Origin of the sequence: Micromonospora sp. NBC_01796, from assembly GCF_035917455.1 — a bacterium.
Taxonomy (GTDB): domain Bacteria; phylum Actinomycetota; class Actinomycetes; order Mycobacteriales; family Micromonosporaceae; genus Micromonospora_G.
In genome coordinates this window covers 4,874,494-4,898,806 of sequence record NZ_CP109078.1, presented here as the reverse complement: position 1 = coordinate 4,898,806, position 24,313 = coordinate 4,874,494, and the positions used below count along the sequence as shown (strand labels likewise).

Annotated in this window: 24 protein-coding genes, 1 tRNA gene and 1 pseudogene; 9 read left to right on the top strand and 17 right to left on the bottom strand. The window is 67.0% G+C overall.

Annotation, left to right across the window (positions count from 1 at the left end; all coding sequences use genetic code 11):
• Nucleotides 1-41: 41 nt before the first annotated feature.
• Together eccCb and OIE47_RS22675 are read right to left on the bottom strand one after the other, a co-directional pair.
• Nucleotides 42-4,487, bottom strand: a complete 4,446-nt coding sequence (eccCb, locus tag OIE47_RS22680; RefSeq protein ID WP_326556543.1) for a type VII secretion protein EccCb — start codon at nt 4,485-4,487, stop codon at nt 42-44.
• A 6-nt stretch (nt 4,488-4,493) separates the two neighbouring features.
• On the bottom strand, nt 4,494-4,955 hold the full coding sequence (locus tag OIE47_RS22675) for a hypothetical protein (RefSeq protein WP_326556542.1): 462 nt from the start codon (nt 4,953-4,955) through the stop codon (nt 4,494-4,496).
• Between the two features lie 295 nt (nt 4,956-5,250).
• Here OIE47_RS22675 and OIE47_RS22670 point away from each other — a divergent pair, with 295 nt between their 5' ends.
• Nucleotides 5,251-8,757, top strand: a complete 3,507-nt coding sequence (locus OIE47_RS22670) for a discoidin domain-containing protein (RefSeq protein ID WP_326556541.1) — start codon at nt 5,251-5,253, stop codon at nt 8,755-8,757.
• Nucleotides 8,758-8,815: 58 nt separating this feature from the next.
• On the opposite strand, the gene OIE47_RS22665 is transcribed toward OIE47_RS22670, so the two are convergent.
• Complete coding sequence (locus OIE47_RS22665) at nt 8,816-9,697, bottom strand: alpha/beta hydrolase (protein WP_326556540.1); 882 nt, start codon at nt 9,695-9,697, stop codon at nt 8,816-8,818.
• Between the two features lie 114 nt (nt 9,698-9,811).
• Here OIE47_RS22665 and OIE47_RS22660 point away from each other — a divergent pair, with 114 nt between their 5' ends.
• The gene (locus tag OIE47_RS22660; protein ID WP_326556539.1) at nt 9,812-10,267 is read left to right on the top strand and encodes a MarR family winged helix-turn-helix transcriptional regulator; all 456 of its coding nucleotides are present in this window, start codon (nt 9,812-9,814) and stop codon (nt 10,265-10,267) included.
• A gap of 442 nt (nt 10,268-10,709) precedes the next feature.
• Here the strand turns inward: OIE47_RS22660 and OIE47_RS22655 are convergent, their stop codons facing one another.
• Nucleotides 10,710-10,907 carry a hypothetical protein gene (locus OIE47_RS22655; protein WP_326556538.1) on the bottom strand — a complete coding sequence of 66 codons (198 nt, stop codon included), beginning with the start codon at nt 10,905-10,907 and terminating at the stop codon, nt 10,710-10,712.
• 199 nt (nt 10,908-11,106) lie between these two features.
• Here OIE47_RS22655 and OIE47_RS22650 point away from each other — a divergent pair, with 199 nt between their 5' ends.
• Nucleotides 11,107-12,105, top strand: coding sequence for an aldo/keto reductase (locus tag OIE47_RS22650; protein WP_326556537.1), 999 nt, complete (start codon nt 11,107-11,109; stop codon nt 12,103-12,105).
• 427 nt (nt 12,106-12,532) lie between these two features.
• Complete coding sequence (locus OIE47_RS22645; protein ID WP_326556536.1) at nt 12,533-13,213, top strand: hypothetical protein; 681 nt, start codon at nt 12,533-12,535, stop codon at nt 13,211-13,213.
• Between the two features lie 30 nt (nt 13,214-13,243).
• On the opposite strand, the gene OIE47_RS22640 is transcribed toward OIE47_RS22645, so the two are convergent.
• The 7 genes from OIE47_RS22640 to OIE47_RS22610 form a co-directional block, all read right to left on the bottom strand.
• Nucleotides 13,244-13,768 carry a DUF5956 family protein gene (locus OIE47_RS22640; RefSeq protein WP_326556535.1) on the bottom strand — a complete coding sequence of 175 codons (525 nt, stop codon included), beginning with the start codon at nt 13,766-13,768 and terminating at the stop codon, nt 13,244-13,246.
• An 18-nt stretch (nt 13,769-13,786) separates the two neighbouring features.
• A complete protein-coding gene (locus tag OIE47_RS22635) occupies nt 13,787-14,161 on the bottom strand; it encodes a bleomycin resistance protein (RefSeq protein ID WP_326556534.1) in 375 nt (124 codons plus the stop codon).
• 104 nt (nt 14,162-14,265) lie between these two features.
• Nucleotides 14,266-14,454, bottom strand: a complete 189-nt coding sequence (locus tag OIE47_RS22630; protein WP_326556533.1) for a hypothetical protein — start codon at nt 14,452-14,454, stop codon at nt 14,266-14,268.
• A 76-nt stretch (nt 14,455-14,530) separates the two neighbouring features.
• A complete protein-coding gene (locus OIE47_RS22625) occupies nt 14,531-14,734 on the bottom strand; it encodes a hypothetical protein (RefSeq protein ID WP_326556532.1) in 204 nt (67 codons plus the stop codon).
• Nucleotides 14,731-15,018 (bottom strand): hypothetical protein, encoded by a 288-nt coding sequence (locus tag OIE47_RS22620; RefSeq protein ID WP_326556531.1) that lies wholly within the window; start codon nt 15,016-15,018, stop codon nt 14,731-14,733. Before OIE47_RS22620 ends, OIE47_RS22625 begins: the two co-directional genes overlap by 4 nt.
• A 112-nt stretch (nt 15,019-15,130) precedes the next feature.
• A complete protein-coding gene (locus tag OIE47_RS22615) occupies nt 15,131-15,268 on the bottom strand; it encodes a hypothetical protein (RefSeq protein WP_326556530.1) in 138 nt (45 codons plus the stop codon).
• 173 nt (nt 15,269-15,441) lie between these two features.
• A complete protein-coding gene (locus tag OIE47_RS22610) occupies nt 15,442-15,594 on the bottom strand; it encodes a hypothetical protein (protein WP_326556529.1) in 153 nt (50 codons plus the stop codon).
• A gap of 473 nt (nt 15,595-16,067) precedes the next feature.
• Here OIE47_RS22610 and OIE47_RS22605 point away from each other — a divergent pair, with 473 nt between their 5' ends.
• Both OIE47_RS22605 and OIE47_RS22600 read left to right on the top strand, forming a co-directional pair.
• Nucleotides 16,068-16,613, top strand: a complete 546-nt coding sequence (locus OIE47_RS22605) for a UTRA domain-containing protein (protein WP_326556528.1) — start codon at nt 16,068-16,070, stop codon at nt 16,611-16,613.
• Nucleotides 16,606-17,385 (top strand): GntR family transcriptional regulator, encoded by a 780-nt coding sequence (locus OIE47_RS22600; protein WP_326556527.1) that lies wholly within the window; start codon nt 16,606-16,608, stop codon nt 17,383-17,385. The genes OIE47_RS22605 and OIE47_RS22600 overlap by 8 nt, the downstream gene beginning before the upstream one ends.
• Before the next feature lie 213 nt (nt 17,386-17,598).
• On the opposite strand, the pseudogene OIE47_RS22595 reads toward OIE47_RS22600, so the two are convergent.
• Nucleotides 17,599-18,784 (bottom strand): annotated as a pseudogene (locus OIE47_RS22595) (helix-turn-helix domain-containing protein).
• A 382-nt stretch (nt 18,785-19,166) separates the two neighbouring features.
• Here OIE47_RS22595 and OIE47_RS22590 point away from each other — a divergent pair.
• Nucleotides 19,167-19,784 carry a DUF4145 domain-containing protein gene (locus tag OIE47_RS22590; RefSeq protein ID WP_326556526.1) on the top strand — a complete coding sequence of 206 codons (618 nt, stop codon included), beginning with the start codon at nt 19,167-19,169 and terminating at the stop codon, nt 19,782-19,784.
• A gap of 4 nt (nt 19,785-19,788) precedes the next feature.
• On the opposite strand, the gene OIE47_RS22585 is transcribed toward OIE47_RS22590, so the two are convergent.
• On the bottom strand, nt 19,789-20,511 hold the full coding sequence (locus OIE47_RS22585) for a hypothetical protein (RefSeq protein ID WP_326556525.1): 723 nt from the start codon (nt 20,509-20,511) through the stop codon (nt 19,789-19,791).
• Nucleotides 20,512-20,616: 105 nt separating this feature from the next.
• A complete protein-coding gene (locus OIE47_RS22580; protein ID WP_326556524.1) occupies nt 20,617-20,835 on the bottom strand; it encodes a hypothetical protein in 219 nt (72 codons plus the stop codon).
• A gap of 577 nt (nt 20,836-21,412) precedes the next feature.
• On the opposite strand from OIE47_RS22580, the gene OIE47_RS22575 reads away from it, so the two are divergent.
• Nucleotides 21,413-22,240 (top strand): hypothetical protein, encoded by an 828-nt coding sequence (locus tag OIE47_RS22575; RefSeq protein WP_326556523.1) that lies wholly within the window; start codon nt 21,413-21,415, stop codon nt 22,238-22,240.
• Nucleotides 22,237-22,710, top strand: coding sequence for a hypothetical protein (locus tag OIE47_RS22570; protein WP_326556522.1), 474 nt, complete (start codon nt 22,237-22,239; stop codon nt 22,708-22,710). Before OIE47_RS22575 ends, OIE47_RS22570 begins: the two co-directional genes overlap by 4 nt.
• 335 nt (nt 22,711-23,045) lie before the next feature.
• Here the strand turns inward: OIE47_RS22570 and OIE47_RS22565 are convergent.
• From OIE47_RS22565 to OIE47_RS22555, 3 genes are all read right to left on the bottom strand, one after another.
• A tRNA-Val gene (locus OIE47_RS22565) sits at nt 23,046-23,117 on the bottom strand.
• Between the two features lie 153 nt (nt 23,118-23,270).
• Nucleotides 23,271-23,735, bottom strand: a complete 465-nt coding sequence (locus OIE47_RS22560; protein ID WP_326556521.1) for a peroxiredoxin — start codon at nt 23,733-23,735, stop codon at nt 23,271-23,273.
• A 91-nt stretch (nt 23,736-23,826) separates the two neighbouring features.
• Nucleotides 23,827-24,264 carry a DUF3052 domain-containing protein gene (locus OIE47_RS22555; RefSeq protein WP_326556520.1) on the bottom strand — a complete coding sequence of 146 codons (438 nt, stop codon included), beginning with the start codon at nt 24,262-24,264 and terminating at the stop codon, nt 23,827-23,829.
• Nucleotides 24,265-24,313 lie beyond the last annotated feature (49 nt).

Here is a 24,313-nt window from a genome sequence, read left to right as displayed (position 1 = left end):
GGCCGGACGGGCGGGCGCGGAGCGGCCGGGGTACGCGGGGCTCAGGGTTCGGCGAGTGCGGTCTGCACGACCTGTACGCCGTCCCGGCGCCGGACCAGCGTGCCCCGGCCCGGTGGCAGCGGGGTGGGGCGGATCGAGCCGAGCACCGCACCCTCCTCGCGGTTGCCGGACATCAGCAGCCCCGGAGTGTCCAGTTCGCGCAGGCGTTGCAGGACCGGCTCGTACTGGGCCCGTGCCACCCCGGCGACCCGGCGGGCCAGGATCAGGTGCAGGCCGAGGTCGCGGGCCTGCGGCAGCAGGTCGATCAGGGCCGCCAGCGGGTTGCCGCCACCGGTCGCGACCAGGTCGTAGTCGTCCACCAGCAGGTACAGCTCCGGTCCCCGCCACCAGGTCCGGTCCCGGAGCTGGGCCGGGGTGATGTCGGCTCCCGGGAGCCGCTCCTGCATCACCGAGCGGACCTGGCCCAGTATCTCGCTGAATGCCTGGTGGGACGCGGCGTAGCCGATGAGGTGTTCACCCTCGATCGCCCGGAGCAGGCTGCGCCGGTAGTCGGCGATGACGATCCGCGCCTCGGCCGGGGTGTGCCGGGCCACGATGGTCCGGGCGATGTGCCGCAGCAGGTTCGACTTGCCGCACTCGGCGTCGCCGAAGACCAGCAGGTGCGGGTCGATCGAGGGTTCGAGGTACACCGGGGCGAGGGCGGCCTCGTTCACCCCGATCGGCAGCCCCGGCCGGTCCGGGTCGACCACCCTGGCCAGGTCGTCGGCGGTGAGCGTACGGGGAAGCAGCCGTACGCTCGGCGCGGGTTGTCCGGGCCAGCACTCGCGGATCCGGCGGGCCAGGGCGGTGGTCGCCTCGGCCTGTTCCCGGTGCGTCGGTCCGCCCTCGCCGATCCGGGGTGCGGCGGCGACGAAGTGCCGCTTGTCGGCGGTCAGACCCCGGCCGGGCCGGTGACCCGGCACGTTGCGCGCCACCCGGCGATCGACCTCCGACTCGGTCGGGTCGGAGAGCCGCAGCTCCAGCCGGATGCCGAGCAGGTCGCGCAGGGCCGGTCGGATCTCCGTCCACCGGACGGCGGTGAGGATGACGTGCACCCCGACTCCCGGTCCCCGGGCGGCGAGGGTGAAGATCGCCTCCTCAAGCTCCTCGTAGTCCTGGCGCAGGGCGCTCCAACCGTCCGCCACCAGGAACAGGTCCCCGAACGGGTCCTCGGGAAACTCACCGGACGCCCGCCGGTCCCGGTACGCACCGATCGAGTCGATGCCCAGCCGGCCGAACAGCGCCTCGCGCTCGTCGACGATGTTCTCGACCTCGGCGACGGTACGGCGTACGGCATCGGGTTCGCGGCGGGTGGCGAGCCCGGACAGGTGCGGCAGGCTCGCCAGGTTCGCCAGCGACCCGCCACCGAAGTCGAGGCAGTAGAACTGCACCTCGCGTGGGGTGTGGGTGAGCGCGAGCGCGGCGATGACCGAGGCGACCAGGGTGCTCTTGCCACTGCGGGGCGCACCGACGACGGCGAGGTTGCTGGTCGGGGCGGCGAAGTCGAGCAGGAGCCGGTCCTGGCGCTGCTCCAAGGGCAGGTCGACGATGCCCACCGGCACGGTCAGCAGGTGACGTTCGGCCGCGCGCAGGCCGAGTTCCGGGTCTTCGACCAGGTTCATCAGCCTGTCGAGGCCGGGCGGTTCGTCGAGCGGCGGCAGCCAGATCGGGCGGGCGGGTGTTCCGGAGCCGCGCAGCCGCGAGATCACCACGTCGAGGACGGTGCTGTCGCCCAGTTCGCGGTCACCGGCCAGCGGCGGCGATACGTGGGCGAGGTACGGGCCGGAGACGTACCCGGCGTGGAAGCGGGTCAGGTCCTGGCCGACCCTGAGGTAGCCGTGACCGGGGGCGGTGGGCAGTTCGTACGCGTCGGCCACCCCGAGGACCGCCCGGGACTCCGAGGCGGAGAAGGTGCGCAACCCGATCCGGTACGACAGGTGGCTTTCCAGGCCCCGCAGCCGGCCCTCCTCGATCCGCTGGCTGGCCAGGAGCAGATGTACGCCGAGGCTGCGTCCGATCCGTCCGATCAGGATGAACACGTCGACGAAGTCCGGCCTGGCGGCGAGCAGTTCGGCGAACTCCTCGCAGATCACCAGCAGGGTGGGCATCGGAGGCAGCTTCGGGTTGGTCTGCCGGGCCCGTTCGTACTCCCACCGGCCGCCCACGTTGCCGGCTTCGCGCAGCACCTCCTGCCGGCGCCGAAGCTCGCTCTGCAACGCCTCGGCCGCCCGCTCGACCAGCGACAGGTCGTCGGCGAGGTTGGCGATGACCGCGGCGGTGTGCGGGAGCTGGCCCAGTGGTCTGAAGGTGTTCCCGCCCTTGTAGTCGATCAGGAGGAAGTTCAGCTGGTCCGGCGTGTGCCGCATCGCCAACGCCGTGACCAGCGTACGGAGCAGTTCGCTCTTGCCGGACCCGGTCGCGCCGACGAGCAGGCCGTGCGGCCCGTCACCGCCCTGCGCGGCCTCCTTGATGTCGAGCTGTACGGGCCCCCCGTGCTCGTCGAGCCCGATCGGCACCCGCAGGTAGTCGGCGCCGCTCGGGGTCCCGGCGCCGGTGAACTCCAGCAGCGCGGCGTAGTTCGGCACGCCGAGCACGGTCAGGACCTCGCTGGGTGGCGCGACCGTTCCCGGCGTCTCCGCCGTTTCCACCGCGCTCGTCGGGTCACCCGGATCGGTCTGCGGCACCACCACCCCGCGTGGTACGCCGCCGTTCTCTCCCCACGGGGGTAGTCCGTCGATGGTCCCTCCCGGCGTTCGGTCGCCGGACGGCCCCGGTGGCTGCCACGCCTCGGCGATCGTCGAGACCAGCAGGACCGCGCCGTCGGGTGCGCCGTCCACCGGTTCGGTGTCGACGTCGACCTCGCTCGGGGTCAGGTCGGGCAGGGCGATGCGGAAGGTCTGCCGGCCGTGGATTGCCCAGCCGGGGAGGTTCGGCAGCCGGCCGGCGTGGTCCGGGTTGACCAGCGACTCGTGCGGTTGGGTCAGCCGGGTCTCGATCCGCGACTGGGGCAGTTCGCGCAGTTCCTCGGGGATGGTCCGCCAGCTCCGGTCGAGTACGACGACGTGCATGCCGTACCCGAGGCCCTTGTTGGCGAGGTCGATGACCCTCGGGGCGAAGTCGTGGATCAGCGTGGCGAAGTCCTGCCAGCGGTCGACCACGAGAAAAACGTCCGGGTACGGTCCGGAGTCCAGCATGGCCCGCTTGGCGCGCAGGCTGGTCGGTGATTCCAGCTCGTGTTCGCGGAACAGTTGCTTGCGCCGCAGCACGTCCTGTTCGAGGTGGTCGAGCAGTTTGCCGACCTCGCCCACCTCGTCGTCACCGACCACCGCCCGTACGTGTGGCAGCCGGCGCATCGGGCCGAGCCAGTTGCCGCCGGATTCGAGGCAGTAGAACGCCACCTCGTGGTCGGTGTGGGTGAGGGCGAGCCCGCCGATGATGGTGCGCAGCAGGGTGGTCTTGCCGGTGCCGGCGCGCCCGACGAGCAGCAGGTGCCCCTCGGTGGCGGCGAGGTCGAGCCAGACTGGTTCGCCGGCCGGTTGGTCGATCCGCTGCGCCTGCCCGATCGGCACCTTGAGCAGCCCGCGCCGGCGCCATTCGGTGGCGCAGAGGCGTACGTCGTCGCTGGGTTCGAGCGGACCGAGCAGGTCACCGAGGCGGATCTCCCGCTGGTCGCGGTGACGGCGCTGGCGGTGGTGCCCGTCCCGGGACAGGGCGATGTGGACCTCGTCGCTGGCCCGGCCGAACTGGCACGGTGACTGGTTGGGCGCCCGCCGGGGCAGCTCCATCCGCACGTACCGCCAGAGGTCTTCGGGGGTGATCCGGCCGATCCCGGTGATGTCGGCGGCGCCGGTTCCCAGCCCCTGGATGATCGTCTCGGTGAACGCGGACCGCAGCCGTGGGGTGATCTCGGTGGCCGGGCGGCCGTCGTCGGCCCGCTCGACGGAGTTGGTGGCGGTGATGACGTAACGCCCGTAGCCGGCGCTCAGTTCACCGTCGATCGGGAGGTCGTCGGTGGACTTGAGGCCCTGGCCGTCGAAGGCGCCGCTGTAGCAGCAGTCGAGCAGGATGACCGAGCTGGCGGCGTCGGACTCGTCGAGGAGTTCGCGGACGAAGGAGGCGGAGATGGCGGTGGACGACAGGGCGTCGAGTTCGGTGTTGGCCACCGCCAGGTAGAGCCGGCCGCGTTTGTTGCTGCGGATCCCGTGACCGGAGAAGTAGAGCAGGAACAGGTCCTCGGGCCCGGCGGTACGCAGCATCGACTCGATCGCCCGCTCGACCGCGCTCTTGGACTCGTTCTCCAGCAGTACGGTGTGGTCGAACGCGCCGACGTCGGCGTCCGACAGCAGGCTGGACAGATCGCGGGCCTCGTCGCGCGGCGCGTACAGGTCCGACAGCGACTCGTCGATGTACCGGTCGTTGGCGATCAGCAGGGCGAGGCGGCGTCCCATCGTGACTCAGCGATCGGTGTCGGCGCGTTGTTCGCCCTCGACCGCCCGTGGCCCGTCCCCGCCGCCCGGCGGAGCGGGCGCGGTGCTCAGCGGAGCAGACCCGGTGCCGAAGATCTTCTCGAGCTGGGCGACCAGGGCCGGGTCGTCGAGCCGGGTCGAGCCGGTGATCTCGACCTCGTTCTCGCCGCTGCGCAGCCTGATCGACCGCGCGTTGGCCCGGTTGACGTACGCGACCACGATCTGGGCGACCGCCCCCATGGTGGCGGCGGAGAAGACACCGCTGACCACGAGCATGCCGAGTTCCCACGCCTGGGGCGACTTGCCGGGGCCGATCGCGGTGGATCCCGCGTGCCCGATCCGGAGCCCACGGATGGTACGGAGGTCGTCGGCGAGCCCTCCGGCGAGTGCGTCGAGCCGTTCGGCCGCGACGGGTGTCTGCGGTTCGATCGCGACGGCGACCTCGGACATCGGTGATACCTCCCACGGTTCGCGCGCGTCTACATTGAACACCACCGCGCCCCGGCCGGCGGGTACGGCCGCCATCCGCCGGGACTTTTGTATCCGTCGATCGGAAGTTGTGGCGGTCGCCGCGAAAGGCATAGAAAATTCGACGTTTGTCGATTAGTGTGACGCCAACCTCAGCGCGACGTATCGGCGAAGTTACATCGTCGGCGTGGCTGGCCTCCGAGTCGGTGTCTCCGGGCCAGTTGTCGACGGCGCGTCGCATGTGGACCGTCCCGTCCCACCGCGCCCAGGAGACACCATGGACAGACGATGGCTTCGCCATGCCCTCGCAGTTGCCTCCCTCGCCCTGGTAATACCCGCCACCCTGCCCTCGCCCGCCTCGGCGGGCCCGATCCGCGCCGCGGCGCCGGTCCACGCCACAGGCCCACTGTCGGCGCTGGCCCCTCCGCCGCAGGAGCCCGGCGTCACCCTGCGGGTCTTCGACGTGCAGGTGCCGCTGGAGGAGATCTGCGTACTGAAGCCGGGGCAGACCCCGAACATCGACAAGCTGATGCCGACGATCAACTGGACCACCACCGCGGACTTCGGCGGGATCGCCGACAACTTCGTCACCCAGGTGATCGGCAACATCAACGTCCCCCAGGCGGGTACGTACAACTTCCGGCTGTTCAGTGACGACGGGTCCCGGCTGACCATCGACAGCACCGTGGTCATCGACCACGACGGCCTGCACGGCGCGAACCCGCCGGTCGACGGCTCGATCAGCCTGACCGCGGGCTACCACTCGCTGCGCATCGACCACTTCGAGCGCGGCGCGGACCAGCAGATCACCCTGCACTGGCAGCCGCCGGGCGCCTCGTCGTACGTCCTGGTGCCCAACTCGGTGCTCAGCACCGACTCCGGTGTCGTACGGGTGACCGCCCCCGGTCAGAAGCAGTGCGAGGCGAGCACCGACACCCCCGGTGACGGGCTGCCGCTGACCTCGGTCCACCCGAGCTACAACCTGACGAACCTGCGCCCGACCGGCTTCCAGCCGCAGGTCACCGGGATGGACTTCTTCCCCGACGGCCGGCTCGCGATCACCACCTGGGGCGGCACCGACAACCTGCTCGGCGAGGTCTGGGTCCTGGGCAACACCACCGGCAACACCGGCCCCGGCCAGGTGACCACGCAGCGGGTGGCGAGCGGGCTCCGGGAACCGCAGGGGATCAAGATCGTGGACGGCAAGATCTACGTGTCGGAGAAACACCGGCTGACCGAACTCAACGACACCAACGGCGACGGGGTGACCGACAACTACCGTACGGTCGCGACCTGGCCGTTCGGCGGCAACTTCCACGAGTTCGGGTTCGGCCTGCTCTACCAGGACGGGTTCTTCTACCTCAACCTCTCCGTCTCGATCAACCTGGGCGGGAACACCACCGACCCGCAGCCGGCCCCCAACCGGGGCACCACCATCAAGGTGAACCGGACCACCGGCGCGGTCAGTTACGTCGCGGGCGGTCTGCGTACGCCGCACGGGATCGGGTGGGGTCCGGAGGGAGGCATCTTCGTCACCGACAACCAGGGCGGTTGGCTGCCGTCGTCGAAGCTGCTGCACGTCAAGCAGGACCGGTTCTTCAACCACTACATGAACCCGGCGGGCCCGTTCGACTCCCGCCCGGTGACCCAGCCGGTGCTGTGGATGCCGCAGAACGAGATCGCGAACTCACCGAGCACCCCGGTCTACCTGAACACCGGCACCTTCGCCGGTCAGATGCTGATCAGCGACGTGACGTACGGCGGGATCCAGCGGGCGTACCTGGAGAAGGTCAACGGCGAGTACCAGGGCGCCCTGTTCCGGTTGACCCAGGGCCTGGAGGCCGGGGTGACCGAGCTGACCCAGGGGCCGGACGGCGCGATCTACGCCGGTGGCCTGGGTGCGGGCGGGAACTGGGGCCAGGAGGGCAAGCTCAGCTACGGCCTGCAGAAGCTGACCCCGAACGGGGCGAACACGTTCGACATCCTGGCGATGCGGGCGACGCCGACCGGTTTCGAGATGGAGTACACCCAGCCCCTGTCGGCGGCGACCGCGGCGGCGCTGGCCACCTCGTACAAGGTGCAGCAGTGGCGTTACCAGCCGACCGCCGCGTACGGCGGCCCGAAGCTGAACCTGCAGACCCTGACCGTCTCCTCGGCGACCCTGTCGGCCGACGGGAAGAAGGTCAACCTGGTGATCAACGGCCTCCAGCCCGACCGGGTGGTGTACGTCCGTTCACCCCGCCCGTTCACCTCGAACACCGGCCAGTCGCTGTGGAGCACCGAGGCCTGGTACACCCTGAACAACATCCCCGGCACCGCCGCCCAGCCGAACCTGGCACTGGGCAAGATCGCCACCGCCGACTCCTCCTGCAAGGCCGACGAGGGCCCGGCGAAGGCCGTCAACGGCAGCGTCACCGGCGGCACCCTGGACAAGTGGTGCTCGACCGGCACCTCGAAGTGGCTCCAGGTCGACCTGGGCCAGGCCCAGACGGTGAGCCGCCTGGTGCTCCAGCACGCCGGGGCCGGTGGGGAGCAGGCGTCCTGGAACACCCGCGACTTCACCCTCGCGACCAGCACCAACGGCACCACCTGGACCACGGCCGCCACGGTGACCGGCAACACCGCCTCGACCACCACCCACACCATCACCCCGGTCCAGGCAAGGTACGTCCGGGTGAACATCACCGCCGGTGAGCAGGCCGGCGGCAACGCCGCGCGGATCTACGAGTTCGAGGCGTACGGCACTTCGGCTCCGCCGCCGACCACGAACCTGGCCCTGGGCAAGCCTGCGACCGCCGACTCCTCGTGCAACGCCAACGAGGCCCCGGCAAAGGCGGTCAACGGCAGCGTCACCGGCGGCGGCCTGGACAAGTGGTGTTCCCTCGGCACCTCGAAGTGGCTCCAGGTCGACCTGGGCCAGGCCCAGTCGGTGAGCCGGTTCGTGGTCGCGCACGCGGGTGCGGGCGGGGAGAACACCGCCTGGAACACCCGTGACTTCACGATCGCGACCAGCACCAACGGCACCACCTGGTCGACGGCGGCCACGGTCACCGGCAACACCGCGTCGACCACCACCCACAACATCACCGCGGTCCAGGCCCGCTACATCCGGCTGAACATCACCGCGCCGACCAGCACCACCGACAACGCGGCCCGGATCTACGAGTTCGAGGCGTACGGGACGGCAGCGCCGCCGACCCGGATCAACCTGTTCGACGGCACGAACCTGTCGGCGAACTGGGAGCACACCAACGGGGCCGCGCCGACCTGGCCGGTGTCGAACGGTTCGGCCGAGGTGCTCGGTGGGGATCTGCGGACGAAGCAGAGCTTCGGTGACTTCAAGCTGCACGCCGAGTTCTGGATCCCGAACCTGCCGCCGGAGGTGACCGGCCAGGCGCGCGGCAACAGCGGCATCTACCTCCAGGACCGGTACGAGTTGCAGGTCCTGGACTCGTTCGGCGACACCACGCCGGCCGACAACGAGTGCGGCGGTTTCTACCAGAAGCGGGCCCCGGACAGTAACCGGGCGACGGCGCCGGAGACCTGGCAGACGTACGAGATCACGTTCCGGGCGGCCCGGTGGAACGGGACCACCAAGACCGAGAACGCCCGGGTGACCGTGGTCTGGAACGGCGTCGTGGTGCACAACAACGTCGAGATCGACGGGTCGACGGGTGGCGGTGCCGCCGAGAGCCCGGCGATCGGCCCGATCAAGCTCCAGGACCACGGCGACGCTGGCGCCAACGTCCGTTACCGCAACATCTGGATCGAGCCTCAGAGCTGAGGCGGGACCCGGCGGCGCGGGGCCAACGTTGTCCCCGCGCCGCCGCCACCCCGGACGGCTATGCGGAGAACCGGGTACGCAAAAAGGCGCCCGCCCTGCTCAGGGCGGCGTCCCCCTCTTCGAGTACGGCCGCGAACGAGTGGAACACGTGCGGGACCTCCGGCGTCACCTCGAGCGTCACCGCCACATCGGCGCTCGCCGCCACCGTGGCGAGCCGGGTCGCGTCGTCGAGCAGGATCTCGTGCGATCCGACCTGGATCAGCAGCGGCGGCAGCCCGGCCAGGTCCGCGAAGACGGGGCTGATCAGCGGGTCCTTGACACTGTGGGTGCCGGCGTACCCGGCGACCCGCTCCCGCAGGCCCTCCTCGCCGAGGATCGGCTCGACCGCACGCTTGCCGCTCATGCTCGCCCCGCTCAGCGTCAGGTCGGCCCACGGGGAGATCACGAAGGCCGCGACCGGCAGCGAAACCCCCTCACTCTTCAACTTCACCAGGGTTGCCAGGGCCAGGCCGCCGCCGGCGGAGTCACCGGCAATCGCGATCCGGTTCGCCGGTACGCCGCTGTCGAGCAGCCCCCGGTACGCGGCCACCGCGTCTTCGAGCGCCGCCGGGTACGGATGCTCCGGCGCCAACCGGTAGTCGACGTTCACCACCCGCGCTCCCGCCCGGCGGCCGAGATCGGACGAGAGCCCCGCGAACGCCTCGGCGCTGCCCAGCGTGTACGCGCCACCGTGCAGGTAGAGGATGACGTCGTCGGCTCCGGTCCGCTCGATGTCGACCACGGGTACGCCCCCGAGCGTCGACACCTTGGCGCTGGCTCCCTCGGCCAGCGGCAGGGCCCGCATCATCCGGTCGTACCCGGCCCGCTGTTCGGCCAGGGTGTGGCTCGGCGGCGCCTGCCGGATCATCTGGTCGAGCGCGACCCGCTGTTCCCTGCTCATGATCCATCTCCATCCGAACCCCCGAGGGGCTCACTACCTAGACTCGACGTGGTGGTGCCTCCGGCCCAACACGTTGCCACGGAAGTTAATTCCACGGAATCTAAGTGCGGTGTGATGAACCTCAAGCAGCTCTTCACCGACCTGGTACGCCTGGAGACCGAGCTGTGGAACGCGGTCGACCAGCGGCTGCGCGCCGAGTTCGATCTCCCGCTGGGCAGGTACGACCTGATGCAGGTGATCTCCCGTACGCGGGGGTGCCGGGTGTACGACCTGGCCCGGGAGGTGTCGATCACGGTCGGGGCGGCCAGCAAGAGCGTCGACCGGATCGAGGCGAACGGGCTGTGCGTACGCCGGCCGCACCCCGAGGACCGGCGCTCCTCGATCATCGAGCTGACCCCCGCCGGAGAGTCCCTCCTCGCCAGGGCCACCACCACGGTCGAGAACGAACTCGACGTACGGCTCGGCTCGGCGCTCCCGAAGCGCGACCTGGAACACCTCAGTGCCACCATCAGCACCCTCCGCGCCGCCGGAGCCCGCGCCGACGCCGAGACACAGGCGCAGGGGCGCTGACCGCCGACCCGTGTGCCCGCCCAGCCGCTGGCTTCGAACCGGCCCGGCGGCAACGGATAGGGTGGGTCCGCGTCGCTGATCGTCGGCTGCCCGAGGCGCACGACCACACCGTTGACAGTGCGCAACGGCAGCCGACGATCAGCGCGAGGCGCCCTCCGGGATCTGCTCGGACTGCCGGTCGCCGGCCCCTGCCGCACGTTCGCCACCGGCGGCCTGCGTCGGGCCGGGGACCACACACCCGTTCCTCCGCCGAACCGGCATAACGCGTCGAGTTCTTACATCTTCTTCGATGTAAAAACATCAAAGAAGATGTAAGCCCCAACCGAGTTACTCGCCTGCGACCCGAACCTCGCCGCCCGCATGCGTCGACCGGATCCGACCCCGATCGCCCGTTCCCGCACCGCCTCCCGACGGCATCACGGGAACCGGCGGGGCGGGCCGATCACCCGACGTTGCGCTGTGCCGCCAGACCGCTGGCGCGTACGCGGGTCGCCCAGGTCAGTTGGGGGCAACCGTCGCGGGTGCACTGCCGGCAGGTGCCGGGTTGCCAGCTGTTGCCACCGGGCTGGTGCTGCTGCCAGGTCAGGTCGGCGGACGCACGGATCACGCCCGCGTTGATCGGCTCCTGGTTGCGGCTCATGGCGATGACTCCACTCCTTTTAGTGACGATCGCGCTACCCTCGATCAAAACGTGTACGCGCGCCCAGGGGAACCGTCCGGCCGGTCAATCGTGAATGTCCTTCGGATATCAACTAGGTCCTATGCCAGGCCGGAGCCCCTGCCGGGAGGCCCTGCCGGACACTCCCGGCGATCCGCGCGGCCTACTAACGTGTTGAACCATGGACAAGCGCACCCTCGGCACCAACGGCCCCCGGGTCTCCGCCATCGGTCTCGGCTGCATGGGCATGAGCAGCGGATACAGCGACCGGCCCGACCGGCAGGAAATGATCTCCCTGGTCCGCGCCGCCGTCGACCGTGGCGTGACCTTCTTCGACACCGCCGAGGTCTACGGCCCGTACGTCAACGAGGAACTTGTCGGTGAGGCGCTGGCGCCGTACCGGGACCAGGTGGTGATCGCGACCAAGTTCGGCTGGGACATCGACCCGGTCGAGCTCAAGTCGACCGGGCGGGTGATCAGCCGCCCCGACCACATCCGGAAGGTCGTCGAGGGCTCGTTGCGCCGCCTCGGTGTCGACACCATCGACCTCTACTACCAGCACCGGGTCGACCCGCAGGTGCCGATCGAGGACGTCGCGGGCACGGTCGGGGAGCTGATCGAGGCCGGCAAGGTGAAACACTTCGGCCTCTCCGAGGCGGCGGCCGGGACGATCCGACGCGCGCACGCCGTCCAGCCGGTCGCCGCCGTACAGAGCGAATATTCGCTGTGGTGGCGTCGCCCCGAGGAGGACGTGCTGGCCACGTGCGCGGAGCTGGGCATCGGCTTCGTACCGTTCAGCCCGCTCGGCCGGGGCTTCCTCACCGGCACCATCACCGCGTCGACCAGCTTCGACCCGAGCAACGACATCCGCAGCAGCATCCCGAGGTTCGCGCCGGACGCCCTCGAACACAACCGGGCCGTGGTCGACCTGCTCACCGGCATCGGCGAGCGCAGGGGCGCCACCCCCGGCCAGATCGCCCTGGCCTGGCTCCTGGCGCAGCAGCCGTGGATCGTCCCGATCCCCGGCACCACCAAACCGCACCGACTGGACGAGAACCTGGCCGCCGCCGACATCGACCTGTCCCCCGACGAACTCGCCGAGATCGACAGCGCCGCCTCCACAATCCAGGTCCAGGGTGGCCGCTACAGCGACGCCGCCGAGAGCCTGACCAACCTCTGACCGCCCCCGGATCCGATGATCGTTGCTCCCTCACGCACGTCACACGCCGGCAGCAACGTGCCTGAGCGAGCAACGATCACGGCAACTTCGAGCTGGGCCACCCCCGACCAACCCGCCGGGCCGGGTAACGCGTCAATCTCTTACATCAAATTCGATGTACGTACCCGCCCGGTGATGTACGCCCGCCGCAACGTCTGCCACGCCCAGCCGACGGGAGCACCCGTCCACCTCAGTCGAGGTGTTCCGCGCCGACGGGTCGTCCACGCCCCGCTGATCGGCTGACGGCTTCGACCACCCTGCCGCCGGGTAGGGCCCGTCCGTACCTTTCAACGCGGTGCGACATCGCTAGTATTTGATTTCCGAACCATTGATACGACGCAATGACCCGCACCCCCACGAGGCCCCTCCGGCGAGCGGGAGACATCAGATGTCGGATTACGTCGAGACCTTCGGCTCCGGTGCCGTGGCGGGAGCAGTATTCACCGCCGGTGGCGGCTTCCTCCTCATGTTCATCTTTGCCTTGGCACACGTGGCCATACCAGGATTGAACAAACTCATCGGGCGCATCCTCAGCGTGGTTTTCGGCCGATACTTTGGCTTCTGGGCGCTCGGCATGCACGTGGCCGCGGTCTTCGTGCTCTCCTTCGCCCCGTCCGTCACGCCACCCGGCGCAGGCAGGAACGGGGTCGTGGCGGGGTCCCTCGGCGTCCTCGCCATCTACTGGGCGCTCAGACTCGGTCGCGGGTCATCCGGCGCTCCCCCGGACCCCGCGCAGCTCGGCGGTCACCCCCGGCAGCAGGCACGTGGGGTGGACGACGGTCGGTACAACGGCGAATGGGCGTGGCGATCGGGGCGGCCACGGGGCGTGGGCGAGTACGCGTTCCGGCTCAGAAATGGCGTCGGGATCTGCACCGTCACCAACGCATCGTCGTACTTCGGTCCGGGCCAGACGATTCTGGTGATCGAGGAATTCAACCGGAATGACATCCGGGGGCGGCAGATGTTCACCGACGGTCGCTGGTACCCCGTACGGTTGCGGTTGTCGGGTTCTGGTCTTTTGAAGATGAACAGTGGCAGCGAGCGGTGGGACATGACAAAGGTCGGTTAGGCCATACCTTCGCGGTCACACCACTCATGGTTACGGCTGGCGCCTGTAGATCCTGTCGAGTGCATCGCGCATCACCGGCGCGACATGGCGAGGATGCATGGACAGAGGGGGAGACACCTCAAATGCCTGCGCAACAGCGCCTTCGACGTCCTCCAGAGCGTGACCATCCGGAAGCCGCTGGAACCAGCGATAGCCCGATGGCCGTTCAGGGATACCCGCGTCGCGGAGGTAGCTGTTTGCCTCCGTGTCGATGATTGCCTGGTCGGCGGCGGTTCGCGCCACCTGGTGCCGGTCCTGAACATGACCGAGCCGGTCGGTGACCGTCACATCCACGTGCTGAGTCCGTCGTTCCGGATAGCGGGCCAGGTGTGAGATCCCCACGAGCCATGCCATCAGGGCGTCCCAGCCCGACTCGCTCAGCTCCCTGTAACGCTCTCCGTCAACGACGAAAACCTCGTCGCGGTCGGAGAGCGGCGGTGGTTCGACGGGAAGGAGGACAACTCCCTCCCACGAGGACGCGTACTCGTCCTCAGCGGCTCCAAGCTCTGCCGTCATCGTCCTCACCACCGGCAACTACGGACGAGGGAGTGGGGAGCCGACCCGGTGCAGGGTTCCGTCCGGGTCGACAAAGGCGAACTCCCGGAGGCCGTACGGGGTGTCGCGCGGTTCGAGCAGGCGCCCCTCCACACCCGACCCGGCCCATTCGGTGTGCAGGGCGTCGGCGTCGGAGACGTAGAGGTACACCGTTGCCGCCGTACGGAGGGGGTCGTGCTCGGCCCACTCCGTCAGGTGCAGTGACACGTTGCCGCGCTCGACGAAGCCGTACCGCTCGCCGCCCTCGTAGGGGTGAGCGGTGAAGCCCAGCCGCCGGTAACGATCGAGTGCGGCGTCCAGGTCGAGTACGGGCACCACCGGCGCAACGTCCTCGAACGTGATCTCCTCGGCCATCCGCCCCTCCCCCGTCACAAACGCGCTGCTCAGACCGTACAGCTCCGAACCGCCCCCGCCGAGTCCCGCCCAGCGTGGCAAAACCGGCAGGCCGGCCAAGCGACCTATTCCGAAGGGGCCGGGCCGGCGGCCCGTACGGCGGTTGCCCAGTTCAGTTGGGGGCACCCTTCCGGGGTGCACTGCCGGCAGGTGCCCGGGTGCCAGGAGTTGCCGCCGGCCTGGTGCTGCTGCCAGGTCAGGTCGGCCGAGGCCCGGATGGCGTCGGCGTTGACCGGCTCCGGGTGCTGACTCATCAAACGGTGACTCCGTCGGGTCCGGTGCACGCACGTAAGGCACGCGCAAGCAGGGCAAACTCTGATGCTGGGACCGCTAGATCAGGTGTACGCGGTCGTGGGTACCGTCCGGCTGGACGATCGTGAAGTGCCCTTCGGGCGCCAGGTCGGCCATCAGCGAGGCCAACCGCAACGCGAAGTTGACCGCGTCGGTCCGGTTGGCGTGCACGTCGCCGAGCCTGGTCAGTGCCGCCTCGGCCGCCGGGGTCAGATTGACGGTCACCTTGATCAGCCCGCTCATCGCGTACGCCTTGCCGGAACCCAGCCGATGAAACGCTCGTACAGCGCACGTGGGTCGGGTGGCGGTCCGATGGCCGGGTCGATCGTGTTCAGGTCGCCGAGCGCTTCGACGAACTGGGAGGCGAGGAAGAGGGTCAGACTGATCGTCTTGTCGCGGTAGCCGCTCGTCAGGTCGAGTCGCGCATCCGCGCACGGCCAAGGGTAGGCGTCAATCCGGCATATCCACAGCGGTCGGAGCGGCAGATGCAGCCCACTGGACGAGGTCGCCCCGGTCGGCGTCACCATTCGACCGGTCCGACGATGGGCGGGGGCGTCCCCGGCCGATACCCCGTCAACGCCCGAAGGTGTACCACCATCGGCAGCTCGTCCCCGCAGGGCCGAGCCGGGAAAACTTCGTTCATCGGCGGTCACCGCCTGGTCGGCGTACCCGATATCCGACCTGCTGCCCGTAGGTGAGCAGCGGCCCGGAGTGCATGGTCGGCGCCGCCGCCCACCCCGGAGGCGGCACCGCGCTGCGCCCGGACGCGGCCGGCACCGGCACACTCCGCCGCACCGCCCACGGCCACAGGCGACACCACCAGCGGCGGAACCTCCCCGTCGGGCGGGTCCGGGCAGGCTGTGCGGCACGAGGTCCGTCGGCGCGATGCCGCGGCCGAAGCAGCGCCACGTCCGACTCGGCGTGATTCCGGCGTACGCCATAAAGCCCGCTCACGACCGCTCCTCCTGCTCGGCGGCCAGCATCTCCGGATCAGCCAGACGACTGTGCGCGCCCCGAAGCCGCCCACAGTCACCCGGCTCGATGCAGTAGTCACACAGCCTGCCGCCCTCGTGCGCGGCGACAACATTGCGCGCCTGCTGCATCAACGCAGGCCACAGCGACCGACTGAAGGTGAGACGGATCGGACTCGACTCACTCATACCGACCGCCAGTGCGACCCACGGTTCTCCGGCCACCTCACCCGGGTCCCGGCCCGCTCGACCACAACGGGCTCGTCACCGCGTACGGGCCGCGCCTCGGCACCATCCGGCCCAGCCGCCCTCAGGTAACCACCGGACCGACCCCCGTACTGCGTCGCCGGCCCCACCCGATCCGGCTGCTGGACAGCAGCCCGCACAAACCAACGCCATCGCATCGCGTACCTCCCTTTTCGTGAGCACAGGGCACCGGTACGGGCTCGTCCCGAACACCCTCCCGTTGATCCGAAGCTTATACAGTTAGTAGTAAGGTCACAAGAGTGTGCAGGCAGGGAGTGCCTCCGGCAACGCCGGTCCAGATACCGAACAGCCTCGGCATCGGGCAACATGATCGAGGGCCACATCTGGAGGTAGTAGCGATGAGCACCCCGCGCTGGACCAGCACGTCCGACCCCTACGTCACGCCCGGAGCCGGCGACGCGTGGGCGAACGAGGCTGCCGCTCGTGGCCGTACCGGCTCCCAGCGCCTCCTGGGCGTCGAGACGCTGACTCCCGAAGCGCCCATCCGCACCGCCCTCAGCCTGGGCGAGGAGGGTCAGGTCGTGGTTCGGCGCCGGTTGATCCTGGAGGACGACCAGTCCGTAGAACTGGCCGACTCCTACTACCCGTTCTGGCTGGCCGGCGGCACCCCGCTCGCCGAGAACCGGAAGATCCGGGGCGGCGCCATCGGCGTGCTCGCGCAGCTCGGGCACACGGCGGCCACCGTCACCGAACACATCACCGCCCGCCAACCCTCCGAGGCGCAACGGACGCTGCTCGGTGTCGACGCGGACGAGCCACTGCTCGTGATGAGGCGACTGAGCCGGAACACAGACGGCACACCGGTCGAGTACGTCGTGACCCACACTGTCTCTCGACTGTCCCCCGGCTTCACCTACCAGATGCAGGTATCCCTCGATGACTGAGCCCACGGGCGAGCAGACCCGCGATCGGCAACAACAGATCGCGGCTGACCTGCGCGCCCTCATCCTGTCCGGAGACCTCGCGCCCGGCGCACAACTCCCGGCAACCGCCGCACTCATCAAGCAGTACGGCGTCACCAACCAGACCGTGCAGCGAGCGCTACGCATCCTGAAGGACGAGGGCTTTGTCGAAGGCCAGACCGGACGAGGCGTGTTCGCCACCGGCCAACGTCCGTACGTGATCCGAGGTGACCACTACCCGCGCCCGGCTGCGGACGGCCAGCCGTACCCGTGGATCAACGACCCGAGCCGGGACGGACGGGCAGGATCGAGCCAGCTCATCGCGGTGGGCGAACGGCCCGCTCCGTTGCAGGTCGCCGCAGCATTCGCCATCGGCAAGGGCGACCCGGTGGTGATGCGACACCAGTTGCTCCTGCTCGACGGCGAACCCGTCGAACTGGTCTGGTCGTACTACCCCGTCGACATCGCACGCGGCACCCGCCTCGCCGAAGACGGTCGGATTCGCGGCGGCGCGGCAACCGTACTGACCGAACTCGGCCTCCCACCTCGGAACGCGGTCGACCAGGTCGGAGCACGACTCGCCACGGTCGAGGAGTTCGCGGCGTTGAAGCTGCCCGCGAGCATGCCGGTACTGCGACAGTTCCGCGTGGTCTACAGCGACTCTGGCCGACCGATCGAGGCAACCGTCATGGTCAAGGCGGGACACCGGTACGAAATCCAATACACGCTGCCCGCCGAGGGCGGCAATCCGTGAAGTGAGGTCCCATACCGGATGGTCGAGCACCCCATCGGCAGCTCGCACAAACCAACGCCATCGCATCGCGCACGCCCCTTCTGGAATGAGGGACGCGGCGATCGAGCAGGCTCAAAGCGGGAAGGCTGTCGATCGCCACGTCCGTCACCGAAGGTATGGCGGTAGTCACTGACAGGCGACCACGGTACGTGGAACTACCCCGCAGTGGGGTAGTTAGGCAACGCCGATCCGCTGGGCCAACGGCCGGAGTTCCGGTCGGGTGGTCGGTGTTTCGCGTACGAGGAGTTCTCGCACCAGCGCGCGCATGACCAGGTTGAGGTGCGACTCCTCAGGGATCGCCTGGTCCGCCTGCACCAACATGTACACAGAGGCCAGGTCGTCGCGTTGGGTCGCGTATCCCCGGGCCAGGTGTATGTAATGCGAGTGCTGCCGCTCCCGGCTGGGTGACTGGGTCACGTCGACCCGTTCCGCGATCCGCAGCGCCTCGGCCGGCCGTGACAGCTCCAACGCGACAGCGCCTCGGTGCACGCCGACGTTGATCGGCCCGAAGTAAAGGTGGTGCCACAGCGTCTCGCCGGTGGTCGCGGCGGTCCGCTCCGCGAAATCGAGCGCCGCCTCGGCCCGACGGTCGCTACCCAACCGCGCTTCCTGTACCGAGAGCATGAGGTGCAGCGCCCCGAGTAGGGCAATCCGCTCCTCGTTCTGGTCATCAACCCTTGCCAGGTCAGCGGCTGCGTCACGACATAGCGCCCCGGATTCCTCGGCATGCCCGGCGGCCGACAGGACGTTGGCCATGTGCCACGCGGCGGCGGCCCGGTATATCGGATCGTCAGCGTCGCCGGCCGCAGCGAGCGCCCGGTCAGCCCCGAGCAACGACACGTCCAGAGCACCGATGCGCTTACCGAACGCCCGCACCAGCATCATCAGATCAGCGGTCGCCCGCTGCGCTTCCCGGCGCTGCTGCCCCGTCGACAACTGCAACGGTCGCGCGAGCCCGAGTGATCAGCTCCGGTAACACCGACCCCGTACGCGAGTACCGGTCCCCGGAGTCGTACCAGGCGTTCCAGCCCCACTCAATGCCCCGCCGCAGCCCATCCAGGTCCGGCGGGCCGTCAAGCCTCGGCGTATATGAGTGCAGCGCGGCACGTACCGGCGCAACGGTTTCGTGTTCGGCCTGTTCGTCGGGGAGGCTGCCTACCGGCAGGCCCGTCAGCCGGTAGAGGTCCCGGACCTTGAGGATCCGGGCGATCTCGATCCAATCACCCAACGAGGTGACCGACCGCTCGCCAGACTCCCACTTTCGCCAGGCGGACACCGTCACGCCCTTGAGCTGCGCGGCCACCTCCTGGGTCAGACCGGCTCGCTGACGATAGAGCTTGATCCGCTGGCCCGGCGTCATTCCAACGTCGCTTCCTAGGACCATGAGATCCCCCCTCCCGCACGCGGCCGTCTGACTTCTGACGGTACTCGCGCCAACTCAGACCGATGCGGACGGTACCCACAAGAAATCAATAAGTCACGAACACCTCAAGGCCAGCGGGGACCTTCAGCAGGTACGGATGCCGGTGACAGCAATCGCGAACGAGCGGACCCGAGTTGGTCAAAGCAACGTCCCGCGCGTACATCAAGCCGTCGCCCGAACGAGACTCGCAACGACACCAGCGCACCCGGCTCTGAGGGACGACCGACCGAGACGGTACTCGCGCTCGCTGTCGGCTCGCCGGGGTTACCTCCAGGCAGCAAACCCCGTAAGTCAACCAAGACTGTTACCATTGCCGACTATGGCCGCCACCACCTGCCCATTCTGCCACTCATTGACGAATTTCCAATCTCTCCAGAACCTCGGAACTCCCCCATTAGCATTCAACATGGGCCGCACGACTCAACTGCATACGCGCGTAGAGATGTGTGCCAACGAATTATGCCACGGGCTTGTAATAACAGTCGTAGATGGCAGCGGAAAAATTCTACGAATGTGGCCAGAACAGGTAGGCGGTAAACAGTTTAGCGATGTACCGGACCACATCGCAGAAACCGCAGATGAAGCGTATCGCTGCAATAGCATCAAGGCATACCGAGCCGCGGTTCTACTAGCCCGATCGGCAATCGAGGCAACAGCAAAGCAAAAAGGCATAACGACCGGAAGCCTGGTTTCCAAGATCGATCAGATGCATACCAATGGATTGATTCGAGAATATGTAAAGGAAGGCGCGCACGAAGTCAGACATCTCGGGAACGATATGGCTCACGGGGACTTCGTAGACCCCGTCTCCCCCGAGGATACCGACTTGGTGCTCACCCTGATGGACGAGGTATTAGAAGAAGTATTTCAAGCTCCAGAACGAGTTGCTAAGGCTCGCGCAGCACGCTTTGCGAAGAAGCAAACCGCAGCTAGGTAGTGCATTACGAGTCGCGCAAGCGGGCCTTCACGAGTTTGACCAATGCCGCCGACAATTCTTTTGACCGTTCAGTGACTCGAATCCACAGTTTATTTACCGCACGGGCACCTTTGCCTTTGTAGGAGTGGGGCAAGTATGCCCCACCCCAGGTGTACCAGCGCATCCGGCGCGCACGCCGCCCGTACTGATGATGGGTAAGCCAGCGCCGGCCCGCGTTGTCAGTAACGATGGCCCAGTTAAGAACGCAATGCACTCCATCTACGAATGGTTCGAGTTGTACAGCCTGGTTCGGCGCCAGGTGCGCAACGTTATGGTTCTGCCAGTCCGCCTCCCATGTCTCCTGAGGAGGCACGCGGATCGGACCAATAAACATTTGGTCGAACCGCAGCCCAGGCTGAACAGACCAAGCACCGGGATACTGCGGATGGTCTCGATCGAGGTAAGCCTGCCCGATGTCAGGAACCAACCAACGCGTGCGTATTTCGCAGGCAGCATAGGTGACTTCTACGGGCAGGTCACTACCATTGCGGACATAGGTCTTGAATCGGAACTCCTCTACGCGGGACTCACCCGTGAACCTGAACTCGCGTTCGGTCTTCCACCAGATACCGACAACATCTACTTGCGCTCGTTCAGCAGCCGTTCGATCTCGAAGGAAGACCCGAAAGGCAAGCAAGAGGGACGCAGATCCGATCCACCCAGGCACATTGCCCCAGTCAACTCGCATTGGTGCAGGGTAGTTGCACCTTGCACCAATCGGAGTAAGCCGTACGGCCCAGGTTCTCCAGCTACCTTGCCGACTCGCGCTCAGGGAGCATGATTGAGCGTCCGACTAAGCGGCAAGCCCCCAGAAGTTCGACAGCATGGGCGGTGAAGCCTGCACTTCGTATACCCCACCGTACGGAGTGATACGGCGCTGGAGGTCGCGTACCGTTTCGATCCGCGGTGAATTGATCGAGGCGGCGAGATCTACCACGTGGGTCGCCCGCACCGCAGCAGCCTCGACGTTCGTCCGTCCCAGTTCGGCAATCGATAGCGCCGCCTCACTCAACGCGCCTCACCGCGCTCGTCCCTACGAGAACCGATGCCCACTACAGGGCGAAATGTTCTAATCCACCGTCAACCATCCCGTAGGCCGTCAATCCGCGCCCCTAGAGCAGGCTTGCGCCCGGAGCACCGCGGCAAGGAAACCTTGACACTCCATACGGACGGTGGCGTCGCGAGCGATGACCTGTTCGGCCTTGCTCAGTTTGACGGTTGTCGGGGTGGCCCAGGAGTTCAGGTCTTTCGTCGGGTCGGCGTGGTTGCCACTGCACCAGACTCACCCACATCAGCTCGTAGCCATCCTGGCTGGTGGCAGCATGTGCGGAGAGAAAAGGTAAGGTCCGAGCGACATGTTGCAGCGCGTTGTCCGCCGTGTTGCTTGCTGTCCGTCAGCCGACCGGTGGGGCTGACTCAACGGAGCCTTTGGTTGTAAAGTCGGGCAGCCGTCGTGAGTGCGAGTTCACCCGGCGTGCTCAAACCGCCATCTGACGTTGATGGATTCACCCTCAGCACGAGACAAGCAAGCGAATCTGATGCCAGAGGCGGACGGCACGCGCAGCCGACTTATGATTTGATCAAGTACCGTGGAGGCCCGCTCGGTGGTAGGCACAGAGGAAGACTCGAAAGAGGCAAATCGTCCCGCATGGGGAGAGTATCCACAATGGCTTGCGTCTAAGGACCAAGCGGCCGGTAATGCCCTTGCCACAAAAGGGCGCTACGAGACGGTAGGTGCAAAGATTCGGAACGACGTAGCGACATCTGAAGCATGGCAGGCGATTTTAGCAAACTTGCGCGAATTCAACGACGAATACACAATCGCTACAGGTTACCGACTTTTAGCCAACCTGGATGTACCGAACATATATCTGAAGCCCTATGACTCAATCCTGGACAAGACTTATCGCAAGAATGTACTGAACAACGATCGGTGGCCACATCCACCGGACCAGAACTGGATCACACCTGCCAACTGGTACGTAGCAACTAATGATGTTGTACGAACCACTGTCGTGGTCAAGTATCTAGATGGCGTACAGTTTCTAGTTGCGAAACTGAAGGAAATTGCAGAGAAATACGGGCATGAATTTGCGGCTGACTTTGAAGCGCGCGACGAAGGCTACTACGCAGCACATTGCTACCTCTGGTTCGACTTAGAAATTCCCAAGCTGGACTGGGACACAGAAATTATTCGTGTTCGACTGGAGATTCAGGTAACAACACAATTGCAGGACGTCATTCGTAAACTCACTCATGACTACTACGAACAGCGGCGCTCCAGGTCGACGCCACGCGATAAGAAATGGCAGTGGGACTACGAAAGTCCCGAGTTCTTGCCCAACTACCTTGGACATGTTCTGCATTATATGGAAGGGATGATCATGGAGGTTCGGAAGCGAGGAAACACCCCATGAGCCTTCCTTCAAACATAGTTCAATACCTTGAGCGGATCGATGTATCCATAAACGTAATGTCACGGATACAGGAACTGTTCTCCCTAACCCAAGACTTGCTGCCCAACGATCAGAAAATCGGCCGCGCTTTCATTAGCGAAGTCACCGGGAAGGAGGGACGAATCTACGAGAGCGCTTGGTTCTTCTCTTCCGACTTCATGTCTGAAGCCCACAACTTCATGACCGAAGATAGTGTGGATTTCTATCGGTTCACTAACGCAATCGCACTTTCTAGCTTGAAGAGGACCGATTTCCATCCCGGTGAAGCCAGTCTCTCTTCCAGGGTGTCGGTCGCATTCATGGGCACTGCCGGAAGCGGCTTGTCCAGCATTCGCGGCGAACTGAAGGCCTCTGGGACAAACTGCGAGTTTCTATACCGCATCATGAAGGAAATCATGGCGCCAAACTCTGCGAGTCCTTCCCCTAAGTAGTTCTGGCAATTCCGCCTGCCATCGGCCCGCCCACCCTAAGAGCGGACGGCCACCAGGCACACCACGTCGGTTGCACCGTTGACATCTCGTGACGGGAGCTGGCTTCGGTCGACTTACGCGGGTCGATGGCAGGCTGGATAGCGGGCGCAAACCACCCAGATCCGTACCGCAACCCGACGAGGTCTCCTTCTCCATCCGGGGAGTTGAGTCTCTAGCCGGACGCGCGCGGGACTGATCATCGTCCCGCCCGACGCCCAAAAGTCCTCACCGCGACCTCAGATCGAACGCTTCGGCATCATGCTTTGCAAACACTTCCGCAGTTCAAAGAAGTTATGTGGGCGCGGCAGGTTTCGAACCTGCGACCCCTCGCTTGTAAGGCGAGTGCTCTCCCACTGAGCTACGCGCCCGGGAACGCTCGTACGTGCAGCGTCCGGCGGCGGCAAGCTTACCCTGCCGCGTGGCTCCGGGTCACCTGAGGCGGCGTACCCCGGGGGTTTAGATCTTGGAAGCTCCCCGCATCCCCACGCGGGGAACCTCCCAAGACCACGCTGAGACCCTGTTCAGGCGGTGGCCACGGCCAGCGCCTTGCGCCAGCCTGCCTGGTCGCGGGCTTCGCCGGGGGCGTTCATCTCGGCGAAGCGGACCACGCCCGCCCTGTCGATCACGAAGGTGCCCCGGTTGGCGTACCCCTTGACGTCGTTGAAGACGCCGTACGCCTGGGCCACCTCGCCGTGCGGCCAGAAGTCGGCCAGGAGCGGGAACTCGTAGCCCTGCTCGATGGACCAGACCTTGTGGCTGTAAACCGAGTCGACGCTGATCGTCAACAACTGGACGTTGTCGTTGACGTACTCGCCGAGGTTGTCGCGTGCCTCGGACAGCTCGCCCTGGCAGGTGCCGGAGAAGGCCAGCGGGTAGAAGACCAGCAGTACGGTCCGCCGTTCCCGGAAGTCCGAGAGGCGTACCTCCTGGTTGTTCTGGTCCTTCAGCACGAAGTCGGGCGCCTGGGCACCAACCTCGATCGGCATGGATCGGCTCCTGTCACGAATGGCACGCGGATCAACCGAGCACCGGTCTCCCCCGACCGGCACCCCGCCTTCTCCGCACTGGGTGGTGACGCTACTTCTTCACTTTGGCTCCCCGGCGCAGGACCAGACGGGCCCCGCTCCAGTCCTTGCCGGCGTTGATCGTGGAGGTCTGCTGGAGGCCGGCGGTTGGTGCCGACTCACTCACCTCACTGGGCTCGACGTGGCCGTCACGTCCGGCCTTGGGCGTCAACAGCCACACCACGCCGTTGTCGGCCAGTGGGCCGAGGGCATCCACGAGAAGCTCGAAGAGGTCGCCGTCGCCGTCCCGGTACCAGACCAGTACGGCGTCCACCACCTCGTCGGTGTCCTCGTCGACCAGCTCTCCGCAGCGGTCGGTCAGGGCGTCACGGAGTTCCTGGTCGACATCTTCGTCGTAACCCATCTCCATGACGACCATGCCCGGCTCGATGCCGAACCGGTCCGCCAGGCTCCGTACTCCGTCGGCGGCCTGACCAGCGGTCGCGCTCACTGTCGCGTGCCTCCTCATCTCAGCTACAACCCGGCACCAGTCGGTGCCG

Coding starts and splice junctions, on each gene's coding strand:
- eccCb (WP_326556543.1), bottom strand. CDS start 4,487: ATGGGACGCCGCCTCGCCCTGCTGATCGCCAACGACCGGTACATCGAC.
- OIE47_RS22675 (WP_326556542.1), bottom strand. CDS start 4,955: ATGTCCGAGGTCGCCGTCGCGATCGAACCGCAGACACCCGTCGCGGCC.
- OIE47_RS22670 (WP_326556541.1), top strand. CDS start 5,251: ATGGACAGACGATGGCTTCGCCATGCCCTCGCAGTTGCCTCCCTCGCC.
- OIE47_RS22665 (WP_326556540.1), bottom strand. CDS start 9,697: ATGAGCAGGGAACAGCGGGTCGCGCTCGACCAGATGATCCGGCAGGCG.
- OIE47_RS22660 (WP_326556539.1), top strand. CDS start 9,812: ATGAACCTCAAGCAGCTCTTCACCGACCTGGTACGCCTGGAGACCGAG.
- OIE47_RS22655 (WP_326556538.1), bottom strand. CDS start 10,907: ATGAGCCGCAACCAGGAGCCGATCAACGCGGGCGTGATCCGTGCGTCC.
- OIE47_RS22650 (WP_326556537.1), top strand. CDS start 11,107: ATGGACAAGCGCACCCTCGGCACCAACGGCCCCCGGGTCTCCGCCATC.
- OIE47_RS22645 (WP_326556536.1), top strand. CDS start 12,533: ATGTCGGATTACGTCGAGACCTTCGGCTCCGGTGCCGTGGCGGGAGCA.
- OIE47_RS22640 (WP_326556535.1), bottom strand. CDS start 13,768: ATGACGGCAGAGCTTGGAGCCGCTGAGGACGAGTACGCGTCCTCGTGG.
- OIE47_RS22635 (WP_326556534.1), bottom strand. CDS start 14,161: ATGGCCGAGGAGATCACGTTCGAGGACGTTGCGCCGGTGGTGCCCGTA.
- OIE47_RS22630 (WP_326556533.1), bottom strand. CDS start 14,454: ATGAGTCAGCACCCGGAGCCGGTCAACGCCGACGCCATCCGGGCCTCG.
- OIE47_RS22625 (WP_326556532.1), bottom strand. CDS start 14,734: ATGAGCGGGCTGATCAAGGTGACCGTCAATCTGACCCCGGCGGCCGAG.
- OIE47_RS22620 (WP_326556531.1), bottom strand. CDS start 15,018: ATGGTGACGCCGACCGGGGCGACCTCGTCCAGTGGGCTGCATCTGCCG.
- OIE47_RS22610 (WP_326556529.1), bottom strand. CDS start 15,594: ATGCAGCAGGCGCGCAATGTTGTCGCCGCGCACGAGGGCGGCAGGCTG.
- OIE47_RS22605 (WP_326556528.1), top strand. CDS start 16,068: ATGAGCACCCCGCGCTGGACCAGCACGTCCGACCCCTACGTCACGCCC.
- OIE47_RS22600 (WP_326556527.1), top strand. CDS start 16,606: ATGACTGAGCCCACGGGCGAGCAGACCCGCGATCGGCAACAACAGATC.
- OIE47_RS22590 (WP_326556526.1), top strand. CDS start 19,167: ATGGCCGCCACCACCTGCCCATTCTGCCACTCATTGACGAATTTCCAA.
- OIE47_RS22585 (WP_326556525.1), bottom strand. CDS start 20,511: ATGCGAGTTGACTGGGGCAATGTGCCTGGGTGGATCGGATCTGCGTCC.
- OIE47_RS22570 (WP_326556522.1), top strand. CDS start 22,237: ATGAGCCTTCCTTCAAACATAGTTCAATACCTTGAGCGGATCGATGTA.
- OIE47_RS22560 (WP_326556521.1), bottom strand. CDS start 23,735: ATGCCGATCGAGGTTGGTGCCCAGGCGCCCGACTTCGTGCTGAAGGAC.